This window comes from Vibrio jasicida CAIM 1864 = LMG 25398, from assembly GCF_000400365.1.
GTDB lineage: Bacteria > Pseudomonadota > Gammaproteobacteria > Enterobacterales > Vibrionaceae > Vibrio > Vibrio jasicida.
The window spans coordinates 26,476-53,094 of the sequence record NZ_BAOG01000005.1 but is presented as its reverse complement, the minus strand read 5'-3'; the positions used below and the strand labels follow the sequence as shown (position 1 = coordinate 53,094).

Annotated in this window: 20 protein-coding genes and 1 tRNA gene; 13 read left to right on the top strand and 8 right to left on the bottom strand. The window is 46.1% G+C overall.

Annotation, left to right across the window (positions count from 1 at the left end; genetic code table 11):
* Positions 1–1,419 (top strand): PhoX family protein (locus VJL_RS02205; protein ID WP_038875311.1); only part of this gene is annotated, 1,419 nt, incomplete at its 5' end.
* A 106-nt stretch (positions 1,420–1,525) separates the two neighbouring features.
* On the opposite strand, the gene VJL_RS02200 is transcribed toward VJL_RS02205, so the two are convergent.
* Both VJL_RS02200 and VJL_RS02195 read right to left on the bottom strand, forming a co-directional pair.
* On the bottom strand, positions 1,526–2,917 hold the full coding sequence (locus VJL_RS02200) for a glycoside hydrolase family 1 protein (protein WP_038875305.1): 1,392 nt from the start codon (positions 2,915–2,917) through the stop codon (positions 1,526–1,528).
* Between the two features lie 147 nt (positions 2,918–3,064).
* On the bottom strand, positions 3,065–5,125 hold the full coding sequence (locus tag VJL_RS02195) for a sensor histidine kinase (protein ID WP_038875302.1): 2,061 nt from the start codon (positions 5,123–5,125) through the stop codon (positions 3,065–3,067).
* A gap of 178 nt (positions 5,126–5,303) precedes the next feature.
* On the opposite strand from VJL_RS02195, the gene VJL_RS02190 reads away from it, so the two are divergent.
* Entirely contained in the window at positions 5,304–6,653 is a 1,350-nt protein-coding gene (locus tag VJL_RS02190; protein WP_038875298.1) for a sigma-54-dependent transcriptional regulator, read from the top strand.
* A gap of 63 nt (positions 6,654–6,716) precedes the next feature.
* Here the strand turns inward: VJL_RS02190 and brnQ are convergent, their stop codons facing one another.
* Positions 6,717–8,027 carry a branched-chain amino acid transport system II carrier protein gene (gene brnQ / locus VJL_RS02185; RefSeq protein WP_038875295.1) on the bottom strand — a complete coding sequence of 437 codons (1,311 nt, stop codon included), beginning with the start codon at positions 8,025–8,027 and terminating at the stop codon, positions 6,717–6,719.
* Between the two features lie 836 nt (positions 8,028–8,863).
* Here brnQ and VJL_RS02180 point away from each other — a divergent pair.
* The 5 genes from VJL_RS02180 (at position 8,864) to VJL_RS02160 (ending at position 14,798) form a co-directional block, all read left to right on the top strand.
* Positions 8,864–9,874 (top strand): TAXI family TRAP transporter solute-binding subunit, encoded by a 1,011-nt coding sequence (locus tag VJL_RS02180; RefSeq protein ID WP_038875293.1) that lies wholly within the window; start codon positions 8,864–8,866, stop codon positions 9,872–9,874.
* Positions 9,875–9,962: 88 nt separating this feature from the next.
* On the top strand, positions 9,963–12,086 hold the full coding sequence (locus VJL_RS02175) for a TRAP transporter permease (protein WP_038875290.1): 2,124 nt from the start codon (positions 9,963–9,965) through the stop codon (positions 12,084–12,086).
* An 8-nt stretch (positions 12,087–12,094) separates the two neighbouring features.
* Entirely contained in the window at positions 12,095–13,327 is a 1,233-nt protein-coding gene (gene lhgD / locus VJL_RS02170) for an L-2-hydroxyglutarate dehydrogenase (protein WP_038875287.1), read from the top strand.
* Positions 13,328–13,630: 303 nt separating this feature from the next.
* Positions 13,631–14,326 carry a glycoside hydrolase family 19 protein gene (locus VJL_RS27500; RefSeq protein WP_050568801.1) on the top strand — a complete coding sequence of 232 codons (696 nt, stop codon included), beginning with the start codon at positions 13,631–13,633 and terminating at the stop codon, positions 14,324–14,326.
* Positions 14,327–14,432: 106 nt separating this feature from the next.
* A complete protein-coding gene (locus VJL_RS02160) occupies positions 14,433–14,798 on the top strand; it encodes a hypothetical protein (protein ID WP_227741113.1) in 366 nt (121 codons plus the stop codon).
* A 32-nt stretch (positions 14,799–14,830) separates the two neighbouring features.
* On the opposite strand, the gene VJL_RS02155 is transcribed toward VJL_RS02160, so the two are convergent.
* Entirely contained in the window at positions 14,831–15,238 is a 408-nt protein-coding gene (locus VJL_RS02155) for a cystatin (protein ID WP_032802191.1), read from the bottom strand.
* A 169-nt stretch (positions 15,239–15,407) separates the two neighbouring features.
* On the opposite strand from VJL_RS02155, the gene VJL_RS02150 reads away from it, so the two are divergent.
* Both VJL_RS02150 and VJL_RS02145 read left to right on the top strand, forming a co-directional pair.
* Positions 15,408–16,652 (top strand): NADH:ubiquinone reductase (Na(+)-transporting) subunit B, encoded by a 1,245-nt coding sequence (locus VJL_RS02150; RefSeq protein WP_038875284.1) that lies wholly within the window; start codon positions 15,408–15,410, stop codon positions 16,650–16,652.
* 294 nt (positions 16,653–16,946) lie between these two features.
* Positions 16,947–18,347 (top strand): tryptophanase, encoded by a 1,401-nt coding sequence (locus tag VJL_RS02145; RefSeq protein ID WP_038875281.1) that lies wholly within the window; start codon positions 16,947–16,949, stop codon positions 18,345–18,347.
* Positions 18,348–18,446: 99 nt separating this feature from the next.
* Here the strand turns inward: VJL_RS02145 and VJL_RS02140 are convergent, their stop codons facing one another.
* Both VJL_RS02140 and VJL_RS02135 read right to left on the bottom strand, forming a co-directional pair.
* On the bottom strand, positions 18,447–19,058 hold the full coding sequence (locus VJL_RS02140; RefSeq protein ID WP_038868549.1) for a DUF2913 family protein: 612 nt from the start codon (positions 19,056–19,058) through the stop codon (positions 18,447–18,449).
* 30 nt (positions 19,059–19,088) lie between these two features.
* Positions 19,089–19,172: transfer RNA gene (locus VJL_RS02135), tRNA-Leu, on the bottom strand.
* Positions 19,173–19,733: 561 nt separating this feature from the next.
* On the opposite strand from VJL_RS02135, the gene VJL_RS02130 reads away from it, so the two are divergent.
* From VJL_RS02130 to VJL_RS02120, 3 genes are all read left to right on the top strand, one after another.
* A complete protein-coding gene (locus VJL_RS02130; protein WP_038875278.1) occupies positions 19,734–20,942 on the top strand; it encodes a NupC/NupG family nucleoside CNT transporter in 1,209 nt (402 codons plus the stop codon).
* Between the two features lie 207 nt (positions 20,943–21,149).
* On the top strand, positions 21,150–22,424 hold the full coding sequence (locus VJL_RS02125; protein WP_038875276.1) for a sugar phosphate nucleotidyltransferase: 1,275 nt from the start codon (positions 21,150–21,152) through the stop codon (positions 22,422–22,424).
* A gap of 110 nt (positions 22,425–22,534) precedes the next feature.
* Positions 22,535–23,332 (top strand): helix-turn-helix domain-containing protein, encoded by a 798-nt coding sequence (locus tag VJL_RS02120; RefSeq protein ID WP_038875274.1) that lies wholly within the window; start codon positions 22,535–22,537, stop codon positions 23,330–23,332.
* Between the two features lie 24 nt (positions 23,333–23,356).
* Here VJL_RS02120 and VJL_RS02115 read toward each other — a convergent pair whose 3' ends face one another.
* Together VJL_RS02115 and VJL_RS02110 are read right to left on the bottom strand one after the other, a co-directional pair.
* Positions 23,357–24,442: a DUF3541 domain-containing protein gene (locus VJL_RS02115; protein WP_038875273.1), complete on the bottom strand. Its 1,086-nt coding sequence runs from the start codon at positions 24,440–24,442 to the stop codon at positions 23,357–23,359.
* Between the two features lie 69 nt (positions 24,443–24,511).
* Positions 24,512–25,120 carry an alpha-ketoglutarate-dependent dioxygenase AlkB family protein gene (locus VJL_RS02110; RefSeq protein ID WP_038875271.1) on the bottom strand — a complete coding sequence of 203 codons (609 nt, stop codon included), beginning with the start codon at positions 25,118–25,120 and terminating at the stop codon, positions 24,512–24,514.
* Between the two features lie 140 nt (positions 25,121–25,260).
* Here VJL_RS02110 and VJL_RS02105 point away from each other — a divergent pair, with 140 nt between their 5' ends.
* Positions 25,261–26,619: a diguanylate cyclase gene (locus tag VJL_RS02105; protein ID WP_038868556.1), complete on the top strand. Its 1,359-nt coding sequence runs from the start codon at positions 25,261–25,263 to the stop codon at positions 26,617–26,619.

The window sequence follows — 26,619 nt, the reverse complement described above, 5'->3', positions numbered from 1 at the left end:
ACCCGCCGTTACACTGGCGCGACAGTCATGGATCTTTCTGGCCCTGTCGCGAATACAGAATTGACCGTGACTCGCTTCTCGCAAGATGGCAGCCAAGCGCGCGGCACACTGAACAACTGTGGCAATGGTTTTACGCCTTGGGGGACTTACCTAACGTGTGAAGAGAACTGGCCGGGTTACTTTGTTAACGCTGGTGTTCGTACTGAAGAACAAGATCGTATTGGTGTTGATGACACAAGCACTCGTTACCTATGGGAAACGTTAGCGGGTAATGCGGAAGAGCGTTTGGACGAGTTCACGCGATTCAATGTAGAACCAACAGGCGCAAGCGCATTGGACGATTACCGTAACGAGGCGAACGGCCATGGTTACATTGTTGAAATCGACCCTTATACGCAAAACTCGCGTGCGAAGAAGCGTACTGCACTAGGCCGCTTCCGCCATGAAGGCTGTACATTCGGCAAGCTTGAAGAAGGCAAACCAGTGGTATTCTACTCTGGTCACGACTCTCGCTTTGAGTACCTATACAAATTTGAATCTGCGGCAGCGTGGGATCCTGCGGATGCTAACCCTGATAACCGCTTGGCGATGGGTGACAAGTACATGGATGAAGGCACACTGTATGTGGCGCGCTTCAACGAGGACAGCTCTGGTACTTGGCTACCACTGACGCTAGACAGCACGACGGCTTCTGGTGGCACACTTGCAGACAGCTTCAATTCTCTAGCAGAAATCATCTTGAATACGGCGGGTGCAGCTGACCTTGTTGGTGCGACGCCAATGGATCGCCCAGAGTGGTGTACCGTTGACCCATTCACAGGCTCGGTTTACCTGACGCTAACGAACAACACCAAGCGTACAGAGGAAACTAACCCTGCAAACCCACGTTTGAACAACAAGTTTGGTCACGTAATCCGTTGGGATGAAGGCGAAGCAGCAACAGACTTTACGTGGGATATCTTTGTGTTTGGCTCTCCAGCAAACGGTGATGCGGACACTAACCGTTCGAGCTTGACCGAGCTTAACCAGTTTGCGAGCCCAGACGGCTTAGCGTTTGATCCTCGCGGCATTCTGTGGATTCAAACGGACAACGGTGCAGATGAAGTGACGTCTTACACCAATGACCAAATGCTTGCGGTTGTACCTTCTAAGCTGACGGATGAAAACGGCACACAAGAAGTGATCGGTGCAGAAAACCAAGCTGAGTTGAAACGTTTCTTCGTTGGCCCTAACGGCTGTGAAGTGACGGGCTTTACCATTAGCCCAGATTACAAGTCTCTGTTCGTGAACATTCAGCACCCAGGCAACTGGCCTTACAGCGACAATGCAGCAGAAGAAACACCTGCAGGGATGACACTGCGTCCACGTGCCGCGACGGTGGTTATTCGCCGTGAAGACGGTGGTGAAATTGGTGTTTAACCAATAGGTCATACGACTGAATATCGGGAATAAGAAAAGCCCTGCGTTTGCAGGGCTTTGTTTTTTCTATCTAAATACACATGCACTTTATATCTAGACAAGTAACTTAGTTTTTGAGCGAGCCGCCCGCAGTGCGAATCACATCTTGATACCAGAAGAAGCTCTTCTTACGTTTACGTTCTAACGTACCTTGACCATCGTTGTGGCGATCAACGTAGATGTAACCGTAACGTTTGCTCATTTCAGCGGTTGAGTTCGCGACCAAATCGATCGGTCCCCAACTGGTGAAGCCCATCAGCTCAACGCCATCCAAAATTGCTTCATGTGCTTGTACAAGATGGTCGTTCAAGTAAGCGATGCGGTAATCATCTTGAATCTCACCGTTTTCATCGATTTCATCACGTGCACCTAAGCCGTTTTCTACGACGAACAGTGGCTTTTGGTAGCGATCGTGTAGGAAGTTCAGCAGAACGCGAAGGCCTTTTGGATCGATTAACCAACCCCATTGGCTCTTCTCAAGATATGGGTTTGGTACGCTATCGACGATGTTACCCACTTCTTTCTGTTTCGGGTCTGCACTTGCACAGCCACTTGCGTAGTAGCTGAATGAGATGAAATCGACACTTGCCGATGCGATCTCTTCTAAATCGCCTGCTTCCATCTGAATTTCAATGCCATTTTCACGGAAGTAACGCTTCATGTAACCAGGGTATTGACCACGAGTTTGTACATCACCGAAGAACAACCACTTGTTGTTTTCGTGCATGGCAGCAAGCACGTCATCAGGGTTACAAGTGTACGGGTAGTTGATTGCGCCAAGCAGCATGTTACCAATCTTGCCGTTTGGTACGATTTGCTGACACAGTTTTACCGCTTTTGCGTTGGCGACTAGTTGGTGGTGAATCGCTTGATAAATCTCTTGTTCACTGGCGTCTTCTTGCAAACCAACACCAGTAAATGGTGCGTGCAGTGACATGTTGATTTCGTTGAACGTTAACCACAGTTTTACTTTGTCTTTGTAGCGTTCCAGCACGGTGCGGGCATAACGTTCGAAGAAATCGATGACGCGACGATCGCCCCAACCACCGTAGTTCTCGACCAGTGCGTAAGGCATTTCGTAGTGAGATAAGGTCACGAAAGGTTGGATGTCGTGCTCGGCAAGTTCGTCAAAAATTTTATCGTAGAACGCCAAACCTTCTTCGTTAGGTTCTAGCTCGTCACCGTTCGGGAAGATGCGGCTCCATGCCAAAGATAGGCGCAGACAGTTAAAGCCCATCTCTTTGAATAGCGCAATGTCTTCTGGGTAGCGATTGTAGAAGTCGATCGCCACGTCTTTTATACCCGGCGTACGTTCTTCACGGGTTTGATGCGGACTCAAAATACCGTTTGGCAGCATGTCTGATGTCGATAACCCTTTACCCCCAAGGTTGTACGACCCTTCTACTTGGTTTGCAGCAATGGCACCGCCCCAAAGAAAATGTTCAGGAAACTTAATCATGTTTCTCACTCTTTATCGTTCGGAAGTTATTCGTTCTATTTGCTTGAGAATAGTGTAGGTCAAGGAGGGATTCTTGTATCGAGATCGTGTTTTTCTCAAACAGCGGGGATGCCTAGTTCTAATGATGATTTTGTAATCAATATCAACCTAGGCTGATTTGAAAAACAAAGTGAAAGTCAGCCCATTTTGTTCATTCTTATGCACGCTAATTTGTCCATTCATATCACGCATATTGTTGGCCGTAATTGCTAAACCTAGCCCCAATCCTTCCCCAATTTTCTTTGAGGTTTGGAAGGGCTCGAACATGGACTCAAGCATCTCATCTGACACGCCGCAGCCATTATCACTGACGATCAGTTCGACCCGATTGCCGGTTGGGTTGACGATCAAGTTGAGCTGCGGGTTGGTGGTGTTGTTCATTGCGTCTAGCGCATTCGAGACAAGATTACCGAGCACCTGAAGCAGTCGTTGTTCTTCACCCATGATGTTAGGTAAGTCATGAGGAACCCGGACACGCACATCCACCTTGTCTAATTGAGATTGATAAACGCGTAAGGTCTCTTCGAGTGCGGAGGTAAGAGAAATTGCCTGCAAGCTTTCTGGTTTGTTATAGGCAAACGTCTTTAGCTGACTAGTCATGCTTGCCATGCGATCAATCAGCTTCTGGACCAATACGTTGTTAGCTTTCATCATCTCGGTTTCACCGCGTTCTGCTAGTAGCTCGTTCGTGGTGAGCAGGGTGCGCAAGCCCGTCAGTGGCTGATTGAGCTCATGAGTAATCGCGCTCGACATGCGACCCAAAGCGGCCATTTTGCTCGATTCAATTAACTGGCTTTGCGCTTCTTTTAGCGCTTGAGTTCGCTCTTCTACTCGCTGCGCCAGCTCTTGGTTGACCTGTTGCAGTGATTGCTCGGCTTTTTTCCGCTTGCTGATGTCGATGATCGTCGCAAGGAAATACTGCTCGCCATGCCAAGGGAAACTGGTCAGTGAGAACAAGACAGGGAAGACGCTACCGTCACTGCGTCTGGCGATGGTTTCGACCGTGCTGATCTCTGCGAGCTCTTTATGTTTAGGTAAATCCTTAAGCAACTTGAGTGTGGTGGAATTGGGGTTGCCTGCATCGAATAACTCCCAAGCAAAAGCGTGTCGATTGACGCTTTCTGGTAAACAGAATAAACGCTTCGCCATTGGGTTGAGATCGAACAGTTGCCCTTGTTCATCAATCAATAGCAAACCAACGTGGGTCTTATTGATCATCTGTTTCAAGCGGCGTTGGGACTCTTCCAACAGAGCTTGAATTCTTTGTTGGTTGATGTGCTTTTGGCGGCGTTGTAAGCCAATGATGACGAGTAATACAACCAATAAGAGCAGCGCTGCTACACTCCAACCAATCACATTGATGGTTTGTTGAATCGGCTTAGAAGGGGTGAGGTAGCTTACGTACCAATTCAAATCATCTAACTTTACGGTGTGCGCAAAATAGCGTTGCTGATTGAGCGTCCATAGGTTGATATTGGTGTTGTCGTACAAACGTTGAGTTTCTAATTGAACGGTGTTGCTTGGTTCGTTAAACCAATCAGCGTTGTAGAGAGAGCTGCTTGATAGGAAAAAGCGTTGCTGGCGATTTTGCAACGTAATGATGTCTTGGCTGGTAATGGTCTGTTCGGTCAACAGGCTGAGGTTGATTTGCACCACGACAATACCTGCGATATCCAGACCGTCGTAGATAGGGGCTGCAAGATAATACAACGGACTCGAACCTTTGGTTTTGTTCACCAAGGAAACCCCACCACCTTGATTGTGAATTTGTTCCACAATGGCTTTTCGGTCAGACAGGCTAAAGCGCTCTTCGATTAAACTCGAGACCAATACTTCGCCAGAGTTAGACAGGATTAGCCAGCCTTCCGTATTGGCGGCTTTATCTAGCTGAGTCAGTTGGGTTTGCAATGGCTCGTAATAAGTCAGACTCCCTTTCACAAACGCGATGGTTTTAGGGTTATTGGTGACGAGATAAGGCAGGTGATAGAAGCGTTTGAGTGCACGGCGAACTTCACCAATATAGTCGAGCAGTTTTTGTTGAGCTTCGGTTTGAGTTTGTACGCTCAACCACTGACGAGCCACCTCTCTGCTGGCGCTATAGCAAGACAACATCAGCACTGCCGCAATTGCGACCACAAGCCATGTTTTGCCATTCCTTTTGCGCTGCATACTGACTCCATTCAGCTAGTGCGTTCTCACCGACAGTCATTAAAGAGTGCGCCTAACTGGTTGGATGTTAAAGACTTGTAAGCAAGAAGTGAGATCTAGCTCCTTTTCTCCTCAGTGGTTTTTGCTACCGTTAATAAAGAGCGATTTCTTTCCCATCCCATAAAGCAGGCAGTAACTCATGGCTTTTGACGACATCCCTAAAATTGCACTTATCGAAGACGATGACATTGTTCGTCAGGCTACCAGCCAATGGCTGCAACTGGCGGGGTTTGATGTGACCGCATTCAGTTTAGGCAAAGAGGGCAAAGCGGCCATTCTTAGCCAAGAATTTGATGCGATTGTCAGTGATGTTCGCCTGCCAGACACCGATGGTTTGTCGATACTAGAAAGCCTGATTGCCAATCACATTCCAACGCCGATTATCTTGATCACCGGACATGGTGACGTTGATATGGCGGTAGGCGCATTACAAAACGGTGCGTTCGATTTTATCGAGAAACCTTTCCAACCAGAGCGCTTATCCCAACGAGTGACCGAAGCGGTAGAAAGCTATCGCGCACAAACTTCTACTCAAGATCGCCAAGAGTATCTATCGAGCGTGAGCGGTTTAGAGGAAGTGCTGATTGGGCGAAGCCGAGTGATGCAACAGCTTAGAGAACAAGTTGCCAAGTTAGCACGCATTGATACCAACGTGATCATTTACGGTGAAACAGGTTGTGGTAAAGAGTTGGTGGCGACCAGTTTGCATAATGAAAGCCAACGTCGAGCTCATCATTTTGTGCCAATCAACTGTGGCGCTATTCCTGAGAACCTGTTTGAAAGTGAGCTGTTTGGGCATGAAGCTGGGGCATTTACTGGAGCAGGTAAAAAGCGCATTGGTAAGTTGGAATACGCGGATAAAGGCACCTTATTTTTTGATGAAATAGAGAGTATGCCGCTATCTATGCAGGTGAAAGTGTTGCGTTCATTACAAGAACATACGGTGGAGCGCGTTGGGGGTAATCAGCAGATCTCGGTTAATTTGAGAGTGATCGCCGCCGCGAAAGAAGATCTCAATGATCATGATGAGTTTCGTCAGGATTTGTATTATCGGCTCAATGTGGCGCAGATCTATTTACCACCATTGCGTGAGCGAGAAGAAGACGCGTTGATCTTGTTCGAACACTTTGCCCTGAAAAGTAACCCTGAGAGTCGTCCATTGAGTGAAGCCGATAGAAAAGCTGTTCTGGCTTATGCTTGGCCTGGGAACGTTCGTGAGTTGAGAAATGTAGCGATGCGTTTTGCACTGGATGAAACTGTCTCCGTAATGGAAATTCTCTCCAGTCGACCATCTTCTACAACCGAAGAGACACAAGCAGGCGTTCCGTTGGCGATTCAGCTCCACAACTTTGAACGTAAAGTGCTGCATGACTCGCTAGTTCGACACCAAGGACGAATTACGGATGTGATGGTCGAGCTAGATTTACCGCGTCGAACCCTCAACCAAAAGATGCAGAAGTTTGGTTTGAATCGCTCTGACTATACATAGAAAAAACGGCTTCTAAGGAAGCCGTTTTTTGTTGAGGTACTTTTTGTTGAGGTATTCGCCAATCTAGGCTTGGTTTGCCAACTCGGTATGTTGCTGAGTTGCCTTGCGGGTAAAGACTACACCCACAATCACCATAGCAATCGTTGGAACAATCCAGCTTGCAAAGTAGTGGTACAGCGGCATGTTGCTATCTAACCATTGGTTTGCGGCTTCTGGCATGTAACCTAGGATGTGCAGCGCATCAACGCAGCCAAACGTTAGAGCAGTGAACGCCGTCGCGACGACCATGATTTGCGACATCTTGTTGCGCACTGGTGCCATGATCATCAACGCAATCGCGACTGGGTGAAGCGCCACAACCGCTGGCAATGTGATCGCCAATAGTTGCTCTAGACCTACGTTAGCGATCAAACCTGCCAATACCATGGTCGTGATCACGCAGCCTTTGTAGTTCACTTTGCTGAAAGTGTTGTCGTAAAACTCACTGCCTGCTGTGGTTACGCCGATAGCAGTAGTCAAACACGCCAATACCATCACGGCACCTAGTAATAGTGAGCCAAATGCGCCGAAGTGGCTGAAGGTGAACGCCGTTAAGATGTCGCCACCATTGCTGAACTCAGAACCCAAGTACGAGCTCGTCGAACCAATGTAAGCTAATGAGATGTAAACAAATGCCATGGCAACCGCGTACATCAGAGCTGCGATTAGCGTGTATTTTGCAGTGGCTTTCGGACAATCCACACCCATGCTACGAATCGCGCGGAAGATAATCCAACCAAAACCGATAGAACCTAGCGCATCCATGGTCATGTAGCCTTGGGTCAAGCCTTCAGCAAATGCGCCAGATACGTATGGACCGGTTGCTGTGGTTAGCTCACCTGCAGGAGAAATCAAAGCCGTCACAGACATGATGATTAAGATAGCCATCAAGGCAGGCGTTAAGATCTTACCTAGGTTGTCGACCAACTTACCCGGATATAGGGCAAATAGAATGGTGATAGCACAGAAGGCAATAGTGAAAGGCACCAAAGCGGCATTACCAAACATTGGTGCAAAGCTAAATTGGTAAGCGACGGTAATGGCACGTGGTATTACGAACGCAGGACCAATCACGATAAACACCATTACCCAAAAACTGGTCGCCAAAGGTTTAGGTAGGGCAGCGGTTAATTTGTCTGAACCGTTCACGATAGCCACCATCACCAGTGCCATCGCAGGCAGACCTACGCCCGTTAAGAGGAAGCCAGACATCCCGCTCAGAAAGTTTTCACCTGCTTGGTAGCCCAAAAATGGAGGGAAGATCAGGTTACCCGCGCCTAAGTACATGGCGAAAGTCATGAAGCCCAAAGCGGCGATATTGCGTGCGCTTAACATTGTTATTCCTCTTATGTTTCGCTTGGAAGAAACTGAAAGGAATGGGAGGAGTATGTGGTGTTCCCGTCAGCTTCTTCTCAAGCTGACAGAAAGTTTAGATATAGCCTGTCAGCTCTAAATCAGTTTCAGAGAGAGCAGGAGGATCGCAGCAGCAACGCCTGATGGGCGTTTTAAAGCGAATTGTAATTGCGCAGTTGCTGACATGGATGATCCTTAATGACGAAAAAATACCAAGGAATACGTTTGCCTTGGCGTGTTTCTACCCTAACGAACATAGGGCTATTGGCACAACCCCGAAGTAGAAAATAAGTTGATACGGTCAACGTTTGTTTCTGAACTGGTGGATCGAACTGCTTTTTAAATTCAAAATTAGAATAAATGACTTTTCATTTCTGTAACATGACTTGTTTTGCTGTATTTTTGTGCTATTTGTAGTCGTTTAGGCTATAAACCTCCGCTGATAAAGTGAGCAGTTTAGAATGATGCGCTTTTTCTTCTTATTGTTAAGACGCTCATTAGTTGCAGTTCAACCCAAAATTGCATCGGCAAAATATTGCTTATTAGTGAATCGTGCATTTATTTTGTCTTGATCACATTTTATTAACCTTTTGCGATCTAGGCGTACAACCTTCTTCTCTTCAATGAGCAAGATCTTGCTCATTACTTTGCTATCAAATCAGCATGATTTTGCTCATTTTTGATGTCTTTCAGCACTTAGTTCAATAAATACAAAGGGTTAAAAGTTGGCATTTCAATTGCTCTAGGGAATGTGTTGTTAATAAAAATTTAACATGATGTAAATCCCCAATCGTGAAACGACTACACGGAGAGTAATAATGAAAATGAATAAGCTGGTAAAAGCTTTGGCTGTCGCTGTGACTTCTTTTGGTATTGCTGCTAACGCTGCGGCAGAAGATCGTAGCTACATTCTTGCAACGGCATCGACAGGTGGTACTTACTACCCTGTGGGCGTAGCGTTGGCGACGTTAAGCAAAGTGAAATTGGCACCAAAGCACCACTTCTCCCTTTCTGCAATCAGCTCTGCGGGCTCTGGTGAAAACGTCAAACTGCTGAACGAAAATGAAGCACAGTTCGCGATTCTACAAGGTCTTTACGGTGCGTGGGCTTGGTCTGGCGAAGGTCCTTATGAGAAAAGCGGTCGCCAAGAGCAGCTGCGTTCGGTCTCTATGTTGTGGCAAAACGTTGAGCACTTTATTGTTCGTTCTGACCTAGCAAAAACGGGCACAGTGACAGATCTAAACAACCTAGATGGTAAGAAGTTCTCCATCGGTAAGAAAAACTCTGGTACAGAGAATTCTGGTCGTCAAATCATGAAAGGTCTGAATGTCGACCCAGATAAATTCAATCTAGCCTACATGGGCTACGGCGGTAGCGCGAGTGCGCTTCAAAACGGCACTATTGACGGCATGAACACGCCAGCGGGAGTCCCCGTTGGGGCGGTCACTCAAGCTTTTGCTGCGCTAGGTAAAGACATCTCGATTCTTTCGTTTACAGACGAACAAATCAAAGAGGCGAATGGCCACTATAACCTTTGGACGAAATACGAGATCCCAGCCAACACCTACCCAGGTCTGGACAAGCCGATCACGACTATCGCACAACCAAACTTCTTGGCCGTTCGTGAAGATATCTCGGAAGAAGACGTATACCAGCTAACGAAAGCAATATACGAGAACTTGCCATTCCTACAAGGCATCCACAAAGCAACCAAAGCAATGGCGATTGAGAAAGCGATTGCGGGTTTGCCAGTGCCTCTTCACCCAGGCGCGGCGCGTTACTACAAAGAAATGGGCATCGAAATCCCATCAGACCTAATGGCGAAATAACGCCTACTTCGCCCCGAGTTTCGGCTCGGGGCATTTTATCCCTACCGATTTCTAAGATGGAAAAAGCCGCCAGAGCTTGGAGTATGAGATGAGCGACTCAATAGAAAAGGAATTGCAGAAGTTTGAGCTGCCCACGCGCACTGACTTTCCGTGGGTAACCACCACAATTACAGTGTTTGGCGTGGTGTTGTCTGCTTTGCACATTTGGTTTAATACCTTATCGACCTTACCAGAGTTATGGATTTCCGCGACCCACTTTGCTGGCTTCGCGGTGATTTGTGCGCTTTGGTATCCGGCTCATATCTCTCTCAAGCAGAGTAAGATTGCACTCGGCATAGATGTGTTAATTGCTATGGGCGCGGTCGCATGTTTGCTCTACATTCCTTATGCCGAAGATGCATTGTACGAACGCGGTGTGAAGTTCGTGACCAGCGATTGGGTCTTCGCCATCATGGCAATTTTGATTGTTATTGAGCTGATCCGACGCACCATGGGCTGGTTTATTCCAGTGCTGATTGTGGTGTGTTTAAGCTACGTTGTGCTTTGGGGTAAGTGGGCGACAGGTATTTTCCACTTTCCGGGTTTGAGCATGGAAACCTTGCTCTACCGTAGCTTCTATTCTTCCGAGGGCATGTTTGGTTCTATCTCGCGCATCAGTTGGACTTTCGTATTCATGTTCATTCTGTTTGGTGCGTTTCTTGTGCGTTCTGGTGTCGGTGATTACATCATCAATGTGGCACGTGCTGCGGCAGGCAAAATCATCGGCGGTCCCGGTTTTATTGCGGTGATTGGCTCGGGTTTGATGGGCTCAGTATCGGGTTCTAGTGTGGCAAATACGGTTTCAACCGGTGTTATCAGTATTCCTTTAATGCAGAAAGCAGGTTTCCCTTCGCGCTTTGCTGCGGGCGTTGAAGCCGCAGCGTCAACAGGTGGTCAGCTGATGCCACCAGTGATGGGCGCGGGTGCTTTCATCATGGCGTCTTACACGCAAATTCCTTATGTCGATATCATCGCGGTGTCTTTTATTCCTGCTCTTATTTATTTCTTGTCTGTGGCGTTCTTTGTGCGTATCGAAGCCAAACGCAGCGGCGTTCAAAAGATCACGACCAGTGATGAGTCTCTACTAAAAGTAGTGATCAGCGGATGGCACAACCTTATTCCACTGGCGGTATTGGTCACTTTGTTGGTTCAAGGCTTTACGCCGACTTACGCTGCGGGCTTGTCGATCATTTCAGTGGTGGTGGCTTCTTGGTTTTCGAAAGATCATAAGATGGGACCAAAAGCGATCATCGAAGCACTTTCACAAGGTGCGAAAAACATGGCGACAACCGCCGTATTGCTGGTAGGTATCGGTTTGGTGGTCAACGTGATCAGCACGACGGGCATTGGTAATACGTTCTCATTGATGATCGACGGTTGGGCGAATGGTGACTTGTTCATCATGATCGTTCTGATTGCGCTCGCTTCTCTGGTATTGGGCATGGGGTTACCCGTGACAGCGGCGTATATTGTATTGGGCACACTGTCTGCCCCTGCGCTTTACAAGTTGATTGCGGAAAACCAATTGCTTGAATTGATGGTGTCGGGTCAATTGCCTGAACAAGCAAAAGCCATCTTTATGTTGGCGGCGCCAGAAAAGTTGGAACTTCTTAATGCACCAATGGCGTTGGAAACCGCGAAAGAAATGGTGGCGTTAGTACCTGCGGACTTTATGGAAACCCTACTAGAGCAAAGTTTGGGTATGGAAGCGGTAGGCTTGGCATTGCTGGCTGCTCACCTTATCATCTTCTGGTTATCGCAAGACAGCAACGTCACGCCTCCAGTCTGTTTGACCGCCTTTGCTGCGGCAACCATTGCTAAAACACCGCCAATGCGTACCGGTTTGATGGCGTGGAAAATCGCCAAAGGTTTGTATCTTGTACCGCTGTTGATTGCTTACACAGGCTTGGTGAGTTGGGATGTGACGTCGGTGATTACCGTGGGCTTCTTTGCCATCATCGGTACATATGCATTGATTGGTGCGATTGAAGGTTACTTGGAAGGTCCTCTAAACATTCTGACGCGTCTCTTGTTGGTTGTGGTGGGTACTTTGCTGATTTGGCACGACATCCCAATGTTGGTTCGTGTGGCAAGCTGCGCGGTATTTGTCGCGGTGTTCATTTACAGTGGTCGCAAGTTCAAATTGCAACAATCTCAACTATCGGTTTTATAAGAGGTCGTATGAAATCAGTCTATGACTACATCATTGTCGGTGGCGGTATCGTTGGCGTGTCGACGGCATGGCAACTGCAGCAACGTCATCCAGACAAATCCATTTTATTGGTTGAGAAAGAGTCCGGTTTTGCCAAGCATCAAACCGGACACAATAGCGGCGTGATTCATGCTGGGGTGTACTACGCACCGGGCAGCTTAAAAGCGGATTTTTGTAAGCGTGGAGTAGAGCGAACCATTTCGTTCTGTGTTGAGCACGATATTCCGGTGGAGAACTGTGGCAAGTTACTGGTTGCGACCAATGAGCAAGAAGTCGAACGCATGAATGCCCTCTATGAGCGCTGTCATGTCAACGGCATCGACGTAAAGCTACTCGATGAAGTTCAACTCAAGCTGGCTGAGCCAAACATCACTGGCTTAGGCGCGATTTATGTCAAAACTACCAGTATTGTCGATTATCGTTTGGTCACTGAGCAGATGGCGGAAGAGTTCAAAAAGCTCGGCGGGCAAATTAGCTTGAGAACCAAAGTGGTGGCTGCCGAAGAGAAGGATGAAGAAGTTCAATTGACCTGCATTTCAGACGGTCAAACTATGCAGCTCAATGCCAAGTTCTTGGTCACTTGCAGCGGCTTGATGGCGGATCGCATGACTAAGATGATGTCTATTCCGACCGATTTCCAAATCATCCCTTATCGAGGTGAATACTACCGCTTAGATAGCAAACACGACCAAGTGGTGAATCATCTTATTTATCCAATTCCAGACCCTGACTTGCCATTCTTAGGTGTCCACCTGACTCGCATGATTGATGGCAGTGTGACCGTTGGTCCAAATGCGGTGCAAGGCTGGAAGCGAGAAGGGTACGACAAGGTTAACTTCAGCTTGCAAGATACCATGCAAATGCTCAGTTTCTCCGGTTTCTGGAAGGTGACACAAAAGCATCTAAAAACTGGACTGGATGAGTTTAAGAACTCGTGGTGGAAGCCGAGCTATCTGAAATTGGTCAACAAATATTGCCCAAGCATCAAGGTCGAAGACCTCAAACCATATCCTGCGGGTATTCGCGCGCAAGCAGTGTTATCCGATGGAACCTTGGTTCATGACTTCTTGTTTGCCGAAAGCGCGAGAAGCCTGCATGTTTGCAACGCCCCCTCTCCCGCGGCGACATCTGCAATGCCGATTGGGGAGTACATTTGCGATAAAGTGAATGAGAAGATAGAGGCGAAAACCGAGACGGTTTAACAGTAAAAAGCCAAACCAAAAGTACCCCAGAAAAATAATGACTTTGTTTGTTAGGTTATTAGTGTCGGGTGTGCTGGAAGTTTGGCTTAGCCAATCACAAAGTAGACGTCGTTAAACATGAGCCTGCATGGCGACAGGAGTTTGTTGATATCGTGCGCTATTCTTCGAGTGTGGATTGTATCGCAAGATAACGTAATTTATATGTATAAAGCGATTTAAAGGTGACGTATGGCAGCGTTTAACTTACATTTTTAAGATGTTTTCTAGCTCTTTCTATTTAAATTTGTATTTATTGGAGGAGTTATGATTACGAAGCAACATCTTAGGAAAGTTTGGAAGAATGAAGCGAGAGTTTCAGATGAATATTTACTAGTTATAAGCGAAGAACTTTCATCAAAGCTAGTTGAATGTAAGTTAGATAGCGAATTACGAATATCGCACTTCATTGCTCAATTGGTAAAAGAGGTAGGTCCTTATATCACGCTTGAAGAGAATTTCAATTATTCAGTTCAGGGATTAAAAAATACATTCAAAACCTATCGTAAAAATCCAGAGCTAGCAGAAAAACATGGAAGAAACGCCGCAATCAATCAAAAAGCCAATCAACAAGCAATAGCAAACAATGCGTATGCTATGAGAATAGGGAATGGAAGTGAAAGCACTGGTGATGGCTGGAAGTACCGCGGTAGAGGAATGATACAGCTTACAGGTAAGGGGAATTATGCTGCAATAGAAGGAGTACACGCCAACATCTGGGATGAAGATGTGAGTTTTGTTTCCTCCCCAAACCTTGTGGCTAAACCAAAATATGCAGTAAGGACTGCGATGATTTTTTGGTTAAATAACAAGTTATATTTGAAAGCTGACAAAGGAGCCTCTCGTACTGTCACGGATAGTATTACAGCGGTAGTTAATAAAAATACAGATTCATATGGACAACGACATGAGATTTTTGCAGGGCTGTATAAAAAAGGTACATTCAAAGATATTTTTAGGTAGTTTTTTTTTGACGATGTTGTTGGTACCTACTCCATCTTTAAGTTTTCAAATCTTGAGTTTTAATGATGCATATCTGTTATCAGGTCACGAGTTGGAGTCAGATTATATGGTCTACGTGCCAGGCTCTATGGAAGCAGAAATTACCAATGTGCTTAAATTTGATTGTGAAGGCAGCCGTGTTGAAGCGGTGAAAATTGGTAGCGAAATTAACAACGCAGCGACGTATGGCGAACATCTCCAATACTATTTCTTTCTCGTGAGAGACCATCAGTTTCACGTTCCTCTAAGAATTGTTGAATCTTTTCAAACGGTTGATAAAGAGTCCAAAGAGGTTCTATCGGAACATTTACCATTCACCAAGCATGATGTGTCTGACTTAGTATGTGATTTGATTCGCCCCCAGATTATGAGTTATCAGTTTACACGAGCGTTTGAAGCCGTCGCTAAACCAGAAAAGAACAAAGGCGACTAAACTGTCGCCTTTATTGTATTTGAATCTGGGAATTAGGAGTTGCCGTCTTTCGGGCAGAGTTCGCCTTTTTTGGCGTGTCTCTCGATCATGTAATCGCCGCGAGCACTGTGCAGGACTATCGCGTTCCAGACTTCACCATCTTTTAGCTCAAACTCCATCGCATAGTGTGTACCGCCGACGATTTGAGTTCTCACATCATTGATTTGTTTTAACTTATCCGTCGCATTCATTTGATGCAGAATCATGCTGAGCGAGCGTTCGGCATCTGGTGTCACTTTCGCCACTTGCCAACCTCCAGGGACACCGCCTTTCGAACCGCAGATCGCTTGCATTTTTTTCTTCAAACCAGGAGACATCTGCTTGTCTACGGCCAATGCGTTACCTGCAAATGAAAAAGCGGCCAACGACATCATCGCGGTCCACATCATCCTTAACTTCATAATCCACTCCATTGTTTTGTTATTGATTGAGTATAAGCACGCCTTTCACGGTTTACATAATAGCAAGGTCTTCTGTGCCAGCAGATAAATACGTAATGGGGGAGTTAAACAGGCTAAAAACGATCGCTTTTGATAGCGGCTCGTAACATTCTTTAGAGGAGGAGACGTTATGAGTCTGAAGCATTATTTTGAAAAGGTCTCACCAAAGTTTGAACCGGGAGGCCAATACCACAAGTTCTACCCACTCTTCGAAGCTGTTGAAACCCTTTTTTATACGCCGGGTAAAGTGAACCACGGCGTTACCCATGTTCGAGACAGCATCGATTTGAAGCGCATCATGATCATGGTGTGGTTAGCCGTATTCCCCGCGATGTTTTGGGGCATGTATAACATCGGTCAGCAATCCAGCGATGCTCTGCTGTACGGCCTTGACCAAGCTGTCGCGCAACAAGCCATTGATGCCTCTTGGGGGCTGAGTTGGGTTTGGGGTTCAGTAGAGGCGGCCAGCCAAGCGGGTTGGGCGAGTAAAATGCTGGTCGGTGCAACCTACTTTTTGCCTGTCTACGCGACTGTGTTTGTAGTTGGCGGCTTTTGGGAAGTGCTGTTTGCTATCGTCCGCAAGCACGAGGTGAATGAAGGTTTCTTTGTTAGCTCCATTCTGTTTGCGTTAATTCTCCCGCCCACCATTCCGTTGTGGCAAGCCGCGTTAGGTATCACTTTTGGTATCGTGGTAGCGAAAGAGATCTTCGGTGGTACGGGGCGTAACTTCTTAAATCCTGCATTGGCAGGGCGTGCATTCTTGTACTTCGCTTATCCAGCCAATATGTCTGGCGGCGCCGTTTGGGTTTCGGCTGATGGCTACTCTGGTGCAACCCCTCTTAGCCAATGGTACGAAGGTGGTCAGAGCGCTTTGACCAACAATATGACAGGCCAGCCTATCTCTTGGATGGACGCTTTCGTCGGTAATTTGCCGGGTTCTATGGGAGAAGTCTCGACCCTGCTGATCGCGCTTACAGGTCTGGTGCTGATCTTTATGAAGATCGCGTCGTGGCGGATTGTTGCGGGTGTCTTTGTTGGCTTAGCCGTGACGTCGCTACTGCTTAATGCAATTGGATCGAATACCAATCCCATGTTCTCTATGCCTTTCTATTGGCACTTCGTGATTGGTGGCGTCGCGTTCGGTACTTTCTTTATGGCGACAGACCCCGTATCGGCTGCATTCACAAACGGTGGCAAGTGGGCTTACGGTATACTAATTGGCGTGATGACGATATTTATTCGAGTGCTCAACCCAGCCTATCCGGAAGGCATCATGCTAGCGATTTTGTTTGCCAACTTGTTTGCTCCATTGTTCGACTACATGGTCAAAGAGAGCAGCATTAAGCGCAGAATGAAAAGGGCAAGACCTTCGTGAAATGAGGTGAGCTTCACTGAAATTTGATTGAAAACTGCACTATATTGAAAAGGTCAGGGACATGGGGTTTCTGGCTTTTCTTTTTATCAGGAGGACGAAGACGATGAGAGTCAAGAATATTCTTGATAGCCGTTTGGTGCTGTCGTTCTGGTACAACCTAGACTTCTGCCTGTCTCTTCTTAGTAAAATTTCTGGTCGTTAATTTCCTCAATGCTCTCGCATTGAAAAGCAATTTATCTGTTTGTTTTACTCTTCGCTTAAGTGCGTAGGGTCATGCGTATAAGGAAATTAACAATGAAACGTATCCCAGAACCGTTCCGTATCAAAATGGTTGAGCCAATCAATATGACGACCTTGGCTGACCGAGAAGTTGCCCTCAAGCAAGCGGGTTTTAACCCATTTCTTCTTCGTAGTGATGATGTTTATATCGACCTGCTGACCGACTCTGGCACTGGTGCTATGAGTGACAATCAGTGGGCGGGGATCATGATGGGTGATGAGTCCTACGCGGGTAGCCGCAACTACTACAACTTGTGTGATGCGGTAGAGCACTTCTTTGGTTACAAGCTGACAGTGCCGGCGCACCAAGGTCGTGGGGCGGAGCAAATCTTATTCCCAGCTTTGATTGAACGTATGCGTCAGGTTCGCGGTGGTGAGACACCAGTGTTTATATCAAATTACCACTTCGACACCACAGCGGGTCACATTGAGCTCAATGGCGGTAAAGCGATTAACGTGGTAACAGAAGAAGCATTCGACACTACCACGCCATACGACTGGAAGGGGAACTTTGACCTTAATAAGCTGGTGGCAACGATTGAAGAGCATGGTTCTCACAACATCTGTGCGATCATCACAACGGTTACGTGTAACAGTTCAGGTGGTCAGCCTGTGTCGATGGAAAACATGCGCAGCGTGTACGAAATCGCAACCAAGTACGACATTCCAGTGGTGATTGATTCGGCTCGTTACTGTGAGAACGCTTACTTTATCAAGCAACGCGAAGCGGGCTACGAGACCAAATCGATTCTTGAAATCATCCGCGAGATGTACCAATACGGCGACATGCTCACTATGTCAGCGAAGAAGGACCCAATGGTAAACATTGGTGGTATGTGTTGTATTCGCGACCATCAAGAGCTGTTCCAAGCGGTTCAAACACGATGTGTACCGATGGAAGGCTTTGTGACTTACGGTGGTATGGCTGGCCGTGATATGGAAGCCTTGGCTCGTGGTCTATATGAAGGTGCGGATGAGGATTACCTTCACTACCGCATCAGCCAAGTGCAATACTTGGGTGAGCGTCTACGCGAGGGTGGCATTCCAATTCAATATCCAACGGGTGGTCATGCCGTGTTTGTTGACGCAGCGAAAATATTACCTCATATACCCGCGGATCAATTTCCAGCACAAGTGTTGTGTAATGCTTTGTACTTAGAAGCGGGGATTCGTGCAGTAGAGATTGGTTCACTGTTGCTTGGTCGAGATCCGGAAACAGGTGAACAGAAAGCATCAGAACTCGAATTGATGCGCTTGACCATCCCGCGTCGTGTATATACCAACGACCATATGGATTATATCGCCGATGCCATTATTGAATTGAAGAACCGCTCGCATGAGTTAAAGGGACTCACCTTTGATTATGAGCCTCCGGTACTTCGTCACTTTACGGCACGCTTTCGCGAGCTGGATTGATCGAGAAAACGTTATGTTTCGATAAGCAAAAGGCCGCGAAATTCGCGGCCTTTTAGAACTTGGCTTACAACGTTAATGGTATGTTTATATCAATCAAACTTACGCTAACTCGAGTGAGATACGTACAAATTGTTCGTCTTGATATTGCACTTCATAATTGAAGGTGTTGCTGGCATAAATGCTACCTAAGAACAATGAACGTTGACTCATTGGGCCACGGAAAAGCATCGAAATAGGTGCGATCATGGCGTTATTGTCGTCGAAATGTTGGTTTAAGTTGTCAGAGAGGACACACAGTAAGCAGCCATGCTGGTCGTGTGATAAATCGACATCTTCAGGACGCGAGAGCAGTACGGTCGTACCGAGTTTTTTCTCTACTTCGTTAATCAGTAGCAAGTAACTATCGAGGTGAGGTTGCGGATTGCTCGGTTTATTCGCACCCACACAGCGTTCAAGCAAAGCTTCAAGGTTGCCATTTTCCCCTTTGGCCTGTTGAGTCAGAGACTTTAACGGCTTTTTAATCAGTTTGTAGCGGTTACTTTTAAGCTTAGGCTTAAGCCATTTTTGCAGTAAGTCGTTACGTTCTTTTAAGGGAATAGGTCGCGAGGACGCATGGAGTTTGAAGTGCAGGTGTAATAGGGCGTGCACTGCAAGCTCGCTTAGAAGTTGGTTAGCATCAGCGGATTGTCTTGCCTGCTTAGAACTTTGCATTACACTCTAAATTTCTTATAGGAAGAATAATGGTGCCGAGAGAGGGACTCGAACCCTCACACCTAAGGCACTAGCACCTCATGCTAGCGTGTCTACCAATTTCACCATCTCGGCATCATGATGCTCTGAATACACAGAGGCTTCGGAAAGAAGCGTTCCAAATTGTATATCCAAAATCCATAGATTGGCGAGAGCAAAATTACTCATTTTTGGACTTTGGTGTTCGATTGAACATTTATTGTCCGTTTTTGGCCGTTTCACCATGCGTTCCCCTCTTAATACCCCTATTTTCACTACAAGTATGAACACAAATTGGCATTCTTGCGCAAAAAATGAACGCTTGAACGTTTGCGTAAATAAATGTGATGAAACTCTCGTTTTGATGGCTATACTTGCGACCCGTTTAAGCGGGAATTAGGGTTCGTTGTTCAGGACCCTTACCCATACAAGCCGTCACATGGAGCGGGATGAGTCGAATACTCTCCAGCAGTGAATGACCCCACGGACCGGACCAGCTAAGTTCAATTGCTTGTATAAGGTAAAAATAAGATGTCGAACTATCCGTTCTGTCGCCATGTTAGATCTACGGGTGCCTTGTCACTCGACACGTTGTCCCTTTCTTTTGCCAATTCCTTTGGTGTTTCTTTCTTTTTCAACGTTCAGTAGGTCTGGTTCATGAGTGTTCTATTTAGTTTATTTGGTATTGTTGCACTACTAGGTTGTGCGTTCCTACTGTCAGAGAGCCGTTCTTCAATCAATTGGAAAACCGTATCTCGTGCTTTGTTGCTCCAAATGGGTTTTGCTGCTCTAGTGCTTTACTTCCCTTGGGGGCAAGCTGCGTTGGCCAGTTTGAGTAGTGGCGTTGCGGGTCTTTTAAGTTTTGCTGATGAAGGGATCAAATTCCTCTTTGGTGACCTTGCTTCTACTGGTTTTATCTTTGCTGTCCGCGTTCTTCCTATCATCATTTTCTTCAGCGCTCTTATCTCAGCCCTTTACTACTTGGGTATCATGCAAAAAGTGATTCAATTTATTGGCGGTGCTATCCAAAAGTTTTTGGGTACCAGCAAAGCAGAATCATTGGTTGCAACAGGTAACATCTTCCTATCCCAAGGCGAATCACCACTTCTTATCCGTCCATTTCTACAAAACATGACCCGCTCTGAGCTGTTTGCGGTAATGGCTGGTGGTATGGCGTCAGTCGCAGGTAGTGTTTTGGGTGGTTACGCAGGTCTAGGTGTAGAGTTGAAATACCTAATCGCAGCAAGCTTCATGGCAGCACCAGGTAGCTTGTTGATGGCAAAAATCATCGTGCCTGAGCGTCAAACCCCAAGTGATTACAACAACATCGAGCTGGATAAATCAGAAGAAAGCAACGTAATCGATGCGCTAGCAAGCGGTGCGATGGGTGGTATGAAAGTTGCCGTTGCGGTCGGTACGATGCTTATTGCCTTCGTGAGTGTGATTGCGATGGTAAACACGGGTTTAGAAAACTTAGGTGAAATGTTCGGTTTTGCTGGCATCACGCTACAGGCTATTTTCGGTTACCTATTTGCACCTCTAGCATGGTTGATTGGCGTTCCGGGCCACGAAGTACTTGCAGCGGGCTCTTATATCGGTCAGAAAATCGTAATGAACGAATTCGTCGCATTTATCGACTTCGTACAACATAAAGCGACACTGACTGAGCACACGCAAATTATCATTACTTTTGCTTTGTGTGGCTTTGCCAACATCGGTTCGATTGCGATTCAACTTGGTTCAATTGGTGTGATGGCACCAGAGCGTCGTAAAGACGTAGCAAATATGGGACTGAAAGCGGTAGCAGCAGGTACCCTAGCAAACCTAATGAGCGCTTGTTTAGCCGGTATCTTTATTTCTCTTTAAGGGATGCCCGCACATAAAAATAAATCAAAACCCGCTTCCATAGCGGGTTTTTGTTTATAAAACGCTTGAATGAGAGATTGCTTAAATATTTAAGAGAACATTGCTCTGTAATATTATTTTTTGAGCACATTGCCCCCAATATTGAATAGTACTGCCGTACGGTTTACGTTTACTTTCTAAACTATAAATAAGACAAGGAAGTGAAACATGACGTCAAAAGTAGTATCGATCGTGTTAGCCGATAAGGAGAGTGGTGGGTTAGAGCCGCTCTCAGGAACGTGCTGTAAATCTATTACCCCATTCGCGGGTGCCCATCGTTTGATTGACTTTGCGTTGAGCAATCTAATTCAATCTGGCATCAAGCGTAATCTTGTCTTAAGTCGATTCCATTGCCCTGCTTTAAATGAACACATTAAGCGTGCTTGGAGCAAGTACGAAGCGAACATCGACATTCTTGAGCCGGCATACCCCCATAATAAGTTTTTGTCTGCGTTGCAGTACAATTGGACCGATGCTTTGCTGCAAAACCTAGAGGCCATTAACCGTCCGACTGATGAGCATGTACTGTTAGTTGGTGGAGAACAAATTCATCGGCGCTACCTTTCTTCATTGCTGCAATACCACAGAATCCAAGCGTCTGAGTTAACGCTTGTTGTAGCTCAAGTTCCTACCGAGCGAGCGTCTGCTTATCATGTTGTGGAACTGGATGAGCAAAACCAAGTAACAAGCATTCAGCACCAGCCACAGCAACCTGCAGAGATACCAAATAAGCCAGGCATCTCTCTTGTGCTTACCGAGAACTATGTACTTAAGCGTGCGACCTTAGTCAAAGGCTTGTTCACCAATGCAAAAAACTTAGACGGACGACATGATTTAACTTGTGATGTGATTGGTAAACTGGTTCAGAAGGTCAAAGTGGCACTATTCGATTTGGGAACCGTTGATTCAGACCAAGCCCCTTTGTATTGGCATGGTTTGAATAGTGTTGATGACTATTGGTCGGTGCAAATGGCGATGTTGGTTGAGCAAAATGATACGCAAAAGAAAAGTTCAGAGCCATTGCTTAGTAAAGAAATCGTCTCGCAGCGATCGAGCTTATGTAATGATGCGGGAGGCATTAAAGTTCGCATTAAAGACAGCTATATCGCTTCAGGCTGCCGAATTGAAGGGGCGTGCTCTATCCGCTCTGTGATTGGGGTTGATTGTGATTTAGGTAGAAACAGCATGTTGCATGAGGCGGTATTGATGGCGCGCTGTAAGATTGGAGCAAACAGCCGCATTACACGTGCCATTATTGAAGAGGATGTCCATATCGCTCCAGGGACAGTCATTGGTGAGAAACTTGAGAAAGACAGTGAGCGGTTTTTCGTAACGGAGGGGGGATTGGTCGTGATTCCCAAAGGCAGTCGAGTCGGTTTTGAACAACCACTGACGTCACTGCATGACAATTACCCTGAAGACGTTACAGCGAATACGATTTAAGTCCGGTAAGGTTTATTGTGTTTTCATTTTACGAAATACTGAAATCTTATCTATTTTAATTAAAAGATTTATAACACATTGATATTGAGCCCAGTTGGCTAGGAGAGAGGATGAAGTTCGATCGTCTTCATTTTGCAAATGCATTGAAGCATTACCGAAAAAAATCAAACTACTCGCAGGATGGGTTGGCCGAACTCCTCTCCTCCGCTCATCGTGTTTTTTCTAGTTTAAACCAAGCTACATTGAGCCAGTGGGAAAGGGGGAAGATTGAACCCACTCTATTGCGCCGCCTCGGGGTTGCTCATTTCTTTCAGCAGCCTTATCACTATGATGAACAAGAGCTAAAAAGTGTCAAAAAAGCACTGCAACATCCTGTGAATTTCCAAAATCTGAATACGGTGTATGACTATGAAATCACGCATCGCAGTCATGTTGCTTTTGATAAGCTGGACGAGGACGACAAACAGCTGATTTTCGATTCTCATTTCAGGCAAAATGGCAATGCAGTCACAGATACGTTTGATGCCTTATGTTTGACCCAGCCTAAAGTGTTTTGCTTTTACTATAAGAAGATGTTGGTTGGTCATGTATTGTATGAGCTAAAGCAAGGGGCGATTTATCTTATCAGTGTGGTCTTTCTCACTAAAACCATTCGAACCGCATTACTTAATCATATCGCGGAGATCAGCCGAGGTTTGATGGTGTATTTTCCGATTCGAGACCGCAGCCTCAAGCAGTTTATGAGTGACTGCTTCCTAGAAAAGTGCTGTTATAGCCGCAGCGTCACCTTTTATGCTGGAACCAGTGAACAGTTTTTTGATAACCCGATGATTCTCAGTGTGATGGAAGGCTATCAAGATTTTCGTTTAGTCCGTTATGAACAAGTACAGAAAAAGCAGAAGGTCTAACCTTATTGTTTAAATAGCACCATATTACGATTTCGGAACCAGCCCGTAGGGTAACGATTGAAAAGCGAATGGCTGATTGGCAACCGTCGGAGCTTGGTGAACACCCTTCCAGTCCAATAACATGATAGCCAAGACATTTCTATGCTCTCCATATTTTAAGTCGAAGCCGCCATCGACCGATGGGATCATGCCTTGTTCGAGATTGATTGAGCCTTGAATCGCTTGACGTGTTTTCTCGACGACTGGGTCATTCTCTAGCCCGGCAAGAAGAAACGTAATACCCACTTCGGCAATCACATCTTCTTTAGAGCGTAAGATAATCGTATCGATATTGTCGCGGAAGTAATCGTATATCCATTGATGGTCAGACTCATTGACCTGTTTTTGATAGTACTGAGAATCACCAAAAATAATGTGTGTCATGCCGTAGATTTTGTTGCTGTATTGCTGCGGTGACAACTTCTTATCCTGTGAATCTGGATAGGTGTTTTTAAACGCTTTGGTGAAGTCATTGACGACATCTTGCTCACCCAGTTGGCGTAGCCAATAAACTTGATTGGCCAGTTGCGCCGCCCATGCCTCGATCATTTCAGGATCGGTCGCGTATTTGGTGAAATCATAACGTCGAATGACGCTTCTTAAGGTCTTATCGTGTTTGTGTTTAAGGCCGTATTCGTCAGCTCTTGCCATTGCACCCAGCAAATCGACCCCTAGATAAAAATACTCAGGTTGATGCTTGGTCACGGTATAGCGGCGCTGGCCTCGTTCGTCTTCTTGGTCATGGTAATTGGCAAGGCGTTCTTCTGAATACAATATGATTTGTTCTGGCGTATTCACATCACTGGCAAAGTGATTCAAACGGCTGGCGACTTGAGCCATGTCTGTCCACACCGCAGGAAGGTATTTATCATCTAGAGTTTGGCGGTACATGCGCAACCCAAAGTGGCCTTCTTTAAATGCTGGTAGGGAATAAAGCTGCGACTCAAACGTATCTTTTATTAACTGTGCAGATTGAGGGTAGCTCAACACGGGTGAGTCCTGATCGGCTTGAACGTTAAAGACCAACGAACAAGAGAGCAAGATAGCTAAGTTGAGAGGTTTGATACGCATAATTACATTCCACAAAAAGCCCAGAATTCAAACCTAGCATCAATGCTTCTTTGCTATGTAATGCCTCAGTCAATAGTTGGTCACGATATGGCGGAAGGTCAGGTTGATACGCTCACCTTTCGGTTTTGCCGTTTTGGGCACCGCGTGTTTCCAATGATGCTGCAGTTCTCCTGCCATAATTAACAAGGCACCATGGCTAAGTTCATACTCTAGCTGAGTTTTACAATGTAAATTCCGCAGTAAAAAGCGTCGAGTTTCGCCAAGGTTTACAGAAGCGATAACCGGATTTCTTCCAAGCTCTGGCTCATTATCTTGGTGCCATCCCATGGAGTCCTGTCCATGACGATATAGGTTTGCTAAGACCGAGTTGAATTGAACTTTGGCAATGGCTTCACAGCGCGCTTTTAGCTCATTGAGATCCGGTGTCCAAGGGTGTGGCGACATGGTTAACCCTGAATATGTATAGGCAACATCGCCATGCCAAGCTTGTAACCGAGGTTGCAGTACTGAGCGGCCGAACATGGTGATGCGCTCTTGTTGCCATGGGAGAGTAGAGCGAAGGTTAGAGAAATAACGATCAGCTTCTAAGTTACTGAGAAAGTTAGGGTCATAGTAAATTCTGCCCTGTGCTACTTCTTGCCAAAATGAGCTTTTAAATAAATCACCTTGTACTTGCATCTCACTTTACCTTTCTCATTTATAAAAATGGTCGATATTTATTACCTTTACGATAGCTATTGGTTATTCTTAAGGTAAATAAGCATTTTAACAATAATGAATAAGTCTCGTTGTAGTCAGGACGAGATAGTGAGGAACAAATGCGCTATTCACCCAGAAAGCAGGGCTATTTTGCATTGTTCTTTCTCACTTTTTTTGCCTTGTGTATTGGGGTAATTGAGCTGTTACATCGGAACCAGCAAAGCCTCTACCAAGAGCGAGTTCAAGTTGAGGCCAAAGAACAACTTTCTATTCTCCGTTCCAATTTGGAAGCGGAACTTATGGCTGATATCTATAAAGCCAGCACCCTTGCCACACTCATTACTTTGCTGCCTAAAGATGAGGAGCGCAAGCTTAATCTTGCAGCCAATCGAATCCTAAACAAAAGCAAGCACATCACAGTGATTGGCATGGCAGAAAACGACGTGGTCAGCCATATCTTTCCCTTAAAAGGGAATGAAGCCGTGGTTGGCTTGGATTATCGGACTGTGCCAGAACAATGGGTACAAGTTCAAAAAGCTAAGGAAATTGAAGAAATCTTTATCGCTGGCCCTATCGAGCTAGTGCAAGGTGGGAAAGGGTTGATTGTGCGTGTCCCTGTCTTTCGTGATCCACCGATAAACAATGATTATTGGGGCGTGATCAGTACCGTCATCGACTTTGACGGTTTGCTGAGAGATACGGGGGTTATCGAGTTTTCATATCGTTATTACATGACGATTCGTGGCTATGATAGTGGTGGCGAACTTGGCGATGTTTTCTTTGGTCAAACGAGCGAAAACGGCCAAGTGTATGCCAAAGAGCAAGTGCATTTCCCTTATGGCGGTTGGAGTATTACGGTCTATGCCAACGGAGAGTTGGAAAAACAAGTGTCTTGGCACCGACTTCATATTGCACGACTCGTCGGTTATCCCATTGTACTAGCGATGAGCATCGCATTGATGGTGATTTATCGTTTGTACATTGTGGCAGATAGCCGTGCGCTGCATGACGAGCTGACTCAGTTGCCAAATCGACGTTACTTTATGCAGTCGTACAAGCATCAGTTTGAAATCGCAAAGCGTTATAAAAAACGTTATCGCTTCGCTCTTGTGAACATCGATTTAGATCATTTCAAGCACATCAATGACACTCATGGACATGATGCTGGAGACAAAGTACTTGTTGCTTGTGCAGAGCGAATCAAAAGCAGCTTGCGTCGCTCTGATATTGTCGCACGTATGGGCGGGGACGAGTTTTTGGTGGTGGTCCATAACCCGAAAACAGAAGAAAATATCCAAACACTTTTGAAAAAGTTAAGAACGGCATTGTGCTCCACACCAGTTATCTATGACGGAGAACTGATTTATCTGCGCACTAGCATGGGTTACGCGATGTTTGATCCTGTCATGACATCGCCAGAACAAATGATGAAAATTGCAGATGAGCGGATGTATCAGCAAAAGCATTATGGCGGGTAA